This window comes from Nitrosomonas sp. Nm84, assembly GCF_003201565.1.
Classification (GTDB): Bacteria; Pseudomonadota; Gammaproteobacteria; order Burkholderiales; family Nitrosomonadaceae; genus Nitrosomonas.
In genome coordinates this window covers 1-3,783 of record NZ_QJJP01000064.1, presented here as the reverse complement: position 1 = coordinate 3,783, position 3,783 = coordinate 1, and the positions used below count along the sequence as shown (strand labels likewise).

Sequence of the window (3,783 nt, the reverse complement as noted above, 5' to 3'; positions counted from 1 at the left end):
AACTTCACTTTTTGCCAGTGGCATGCGTGACAAATGCCTTTTAGAAATTTTTCTCTGTGGATACAGCAAAATTTTCGAGGTTGTGCAGAAGTCTTTCTGAGATCTTTGCAAAATCACGTAATTTTCTTATTTGAATGTAATTCTGGGTTTGCCTGTGAGTCGCCCCGAGTTCTCCTGAGATAAAATGATTTAAGAGGAGGAGAAGATGAAGAATCAAATTAGTTATTCGCCGCGGAAGTACGAGAACGATCGGTAAGATTGGGATTCGAGCAGACATATCGACATCGGATCTGGCAATGTTCAAGGAATGGGGCGAGAGAATCGGGGATTAAAACGTGCCAGCGAAATATTACGTAAGGCATCTGATGACTGCAATGGCCCAAAATATTAAGCGAATCGTTAAACAATTACTTGATATTTGTTGGCTTCTAAGAAGATACCTGTATCCCAGAAAAGAAATATTGAGCGCACAAAATTATCTGAAATACTTTACGCGCATGCCCAAATTCTTTCTACTTAAACCAGCCTTGACATAGAGCCAGATTTTTCAACAGGTCGTCCGAACTAATACAATTCAGTGATTACGCAGCATTTGCATTCTGCATAATTAATTTCTTTCATATTCGAACAGATTTCCAATAGCTAGATTTCCAATAAATATTATCTAATCTAGATATTGTGACGCCTCTTTTTTGAGAGGCATGTAGAAATTTATTTTTCTCTAGATAAATTCCTACGTGGTTTGAAGCTGCGCCAGTCTTAAAAAATACCAAATCACCAGCTCTTAGATCATCTTTTCTAATTTCATTTCCTGATCTTGCTTGCATCCCAACTGTTCTAGGCAAATGCAATCCAAGCTTTGATTTGAATGTCAAATGCACAAATCCCGAACAATCAATCCCCCCCCGACTCAATCCACCTCGCTGATAACGCACACCCTGCCAGTCATCAAATTGAGAATAGAGCGCTTTCTTTATATGATTCGGGTTTGTTCGTTTACTTTCATCAAAACTGGATTTGGACCCTACTGAGCTCCTTTCTTGCAAAGACCCACAGCTTACCAAAAAACTAATGCTGATTAATATAATAAATTGTGAGATATCTCTTTTCATTGACGATGTAGCTTTACTCTATACGAAATAAAAATACAACTTAGACACGATTGCTGCGTGCACCCATACTTGATATTTTAGATAAAACACATTTCGCCATATCTTTTAAGGATACAACTTCGTCTACTCCACCCGCTGCAATTGCTTCTTTAGGCATTCCAAAAACAACACAACTTGCTTCATCCTGAGCAAAATTATATGAACCCGCTTTATGCATTTCCAGCATCCCGGCAGTGCCATCTCTTCCCATACCCGTCAGAATCACGCCAACTGCATTCTTGCCCGCACAATTTGCTGCTGAACGAAATAGTACATCAACCGAAGGGCGGTGTCGACTGACTGGCTCACCCTGATTTAATTCAGTCATATAATTTGCACCGCTACGTTTAAGCAGTAAATGCGAATGGCCTGGTGCAATAAACGCATGTCCCGGCAATATTCTCTCACCACCGCGGGCTTCAATCACAGATATCCTGCAAAGACTATTTAAGCGATTGGCAAATGACTTGGTAAATCCTTCCGGCATATGCTGGGTAATCAAAATCCCCGGTGAGTCTGGCGGCATGCATATTAAGAATTCTTTAATGGCTTCAGTACCACCGGTAGAAGCCCCGACTATAATCAGCTTTTCAGTTGAAGCGATATGATTCGAAACTGCTGGTAAAACTGCGTCTGCAGTAGCACTCTTGGTAATTGGCAAAGATACGAACCGCTTGAACCTTGCAGACTTAGCGATACGAATCTTACTCGCAATTTCAGTACCATATTCTTTTAATCCTGCGGCAATATCAATCTTTGGCTTAGATACAAAATCAACTGCACCCAGTTCGAGCGCTCGGAATGTTATATCAGAGCCTTTTTCCGTCAATGTTGAAACCATGATTACCGGCATTGGTCGTAGGCGCATTAATTTCTCCAAGAAATCAATGCCGTCCATCTTTGGCATTTCAACATCCAGTGTCAATACATCGGGATCCATTTCACGGATCATTTCACGTGCCACCAAAGGATCAGGTGCAGATCCAATAGCTTCCATATCCGGTTGGCTATTAATAATCTCAGTCAGCAACTTACGAATCAGAGCTGAGTCATCAATAATCAATACTCTAATTTTCTTCATTTTACATACTCGATTCAAGAAGTAAGCCAGCTTTAAGAAAAAAGCTCAACATCACCACTTGAGTCAACTTTTTGTAAACGTTGACTATAATCTCTTTCACGCTGAGATATTGTGGTGTTATGCAGATTGCGCAATTTTTTTACCATTACTTTGCTATTTTTTGGAAAAAAGTAAACCTTTCGAGGAAAGACATCAACCAAGTCTCGTGCAACAATCCGGATTTTTTCCGTTTGCAGAAATTTTAGAACAAAATCAGCGTTTCTCTGACCGACATTTGCAACCGTCAATCCATCCAGTACATTTCCGCCACCAAACACTTTGGCCTCAAGATTACAACGACGAGCACCAAGTTTCAGCAGTTGGTTGATTAATATTTCCATTGCATAAGTGCCGTAACGGGCTGAAGCAGTCAGTGGGCTACCCACATCACCCCCACTATCCGGAAGCATGAAATGATTCATGCCACCAATACCGCTGTAACAATCGCGGATACAAGCAGCAACACATGAGCCAAGCACAGTTACGAGCAACATATCCTTGTCTGTAACATAATACTCACCCGGTAATAACTTGACAGCTTGACTATTAAAATTCTTATCAAAATAGAAATTGGTTGCTAATTGCTCATCAACAATCGCAGCCATACTATCACCTCACCTTATTAGCTAACTCATACACAGTTTTCTCGCGCAGCTTAAACAAATCTCCAGCGTGCTGGAAACTCTCTGAATGACCTGCAAACAATAATCCATCCGAAGCCAATAGCGGTACAAATTTCTTAAGAATTCCATACTGGGTTGGTTTGTCAAAATAAATCATGACATTACGACAAAATATTGCATCAAAAGGACCTCGGATTGGCCAGCTATCATCAAGCAAATTCAATTGCCGGAATGTAATCATATTGCGTAACTCAGGCCGCACTCTTGCTGAACCGGCGTTCTGACCTTTGCCTTTCAAGAAAAACTGCTTGAGCTTTTCCTTGGGTATTTTCTCTAGCCTATCTAATGAATAAATCCCCATTTGAGCTTTTGCAAGAACGTTGGTATCCAAATCGGTCGCCAGAATATGAACCGGTGGCGTAAATGTTTTAAAAGCCTGCACCATTGCTATAGCCATTGAATAAGGCTCTTCCCCGGTTGAAGATGCACTACACCAGAGTTGGATTTTATTCTGATTCTTACGCTTCTCAATATGTTTCTCAAGAATGGGAAAATGATGCTGTTCGCGAAAGAAAGCAGTTAGATTAGTAGTCAATGCATTTGTAAATTCTTCCCACTCTTCTGGGCTCCCGCGCTCCAGATAATTCAAATAGTCATGAAAATTATCCAAGCCCGTTGCACGTAGACGACGAGCTAGTCGGCTATACACCATGTTTTGTTTACCCATCGAAAGCGATATACCAGCATGCTTATAGATTAATTTTCTAACACGCTCAAAGTCAGCTTGAGTAAAAGGGACTGTCGGGAAATTGTCAAGAAATTAAGCGATACTACGGAAAGTTAAAACCGACAGGATTTGTTGATGAAGAAAAGAGAACAAGGCAACTTA

General features: G+C 40.7%; 3 protein-coding genes and 1 pseudogene. All 4 read right to left on the bottom strand.

Annotation, left to right across the window (positions count from 1 at the left end; translation table 11 throughout):
* Positions 1 to 617: 617 nt before the first annotated feature.
* Positions 618 to 1,112: a C40 family peptidase gene (locus C8R34_RS15970; RefSeq protein WP_110342266.1), complete on the bottom strand. Its 495-nt coding sequence runs from the start codon at positions 1,110 to 1,112 to the stop codon at positions 618 to 620.
* Between the two features lie 40 nt (positions 1,113 to 1,152).
* Positions 1,153 to 2,232: a chemotaxis response regulator protein-glutamate methylesterase gene (locus C8R34_RS15965; RefSeq protein ID WP_110342264.1), complete on the bottom strand. Its 1,080-nt coding sequence runs from the start codon at positions 2,230 to 2,232 to the stop codon at positions 1,153 to 1,155.
* 32 nt (positions 2,233 to 2,264) lie between these two features.
* Positions 2,265 to 2,876, bottom strand: a complete 612-nt coding sequence (gene cheD / locus C8R34_RS15960; RefSeq protein WP_110342262.1) for a chemoreceptor glutamine deamidase CheD — start codon at positions 2,874 to 2,876, stop codon at positions 2,265 to 2,267.
* A gap of 4 nt (positions 2,877 to 2,880) precedes the next feature.
* Positions 2,881 to 3,687: pseudogene (locus C8R34_RS15955) on the bottom strand (CheR family methyltransferase); the annotation flags it as partial.
* Between the last annotated feature and the right edge of the window lie 96 nt (positions 3,688 to 3,783).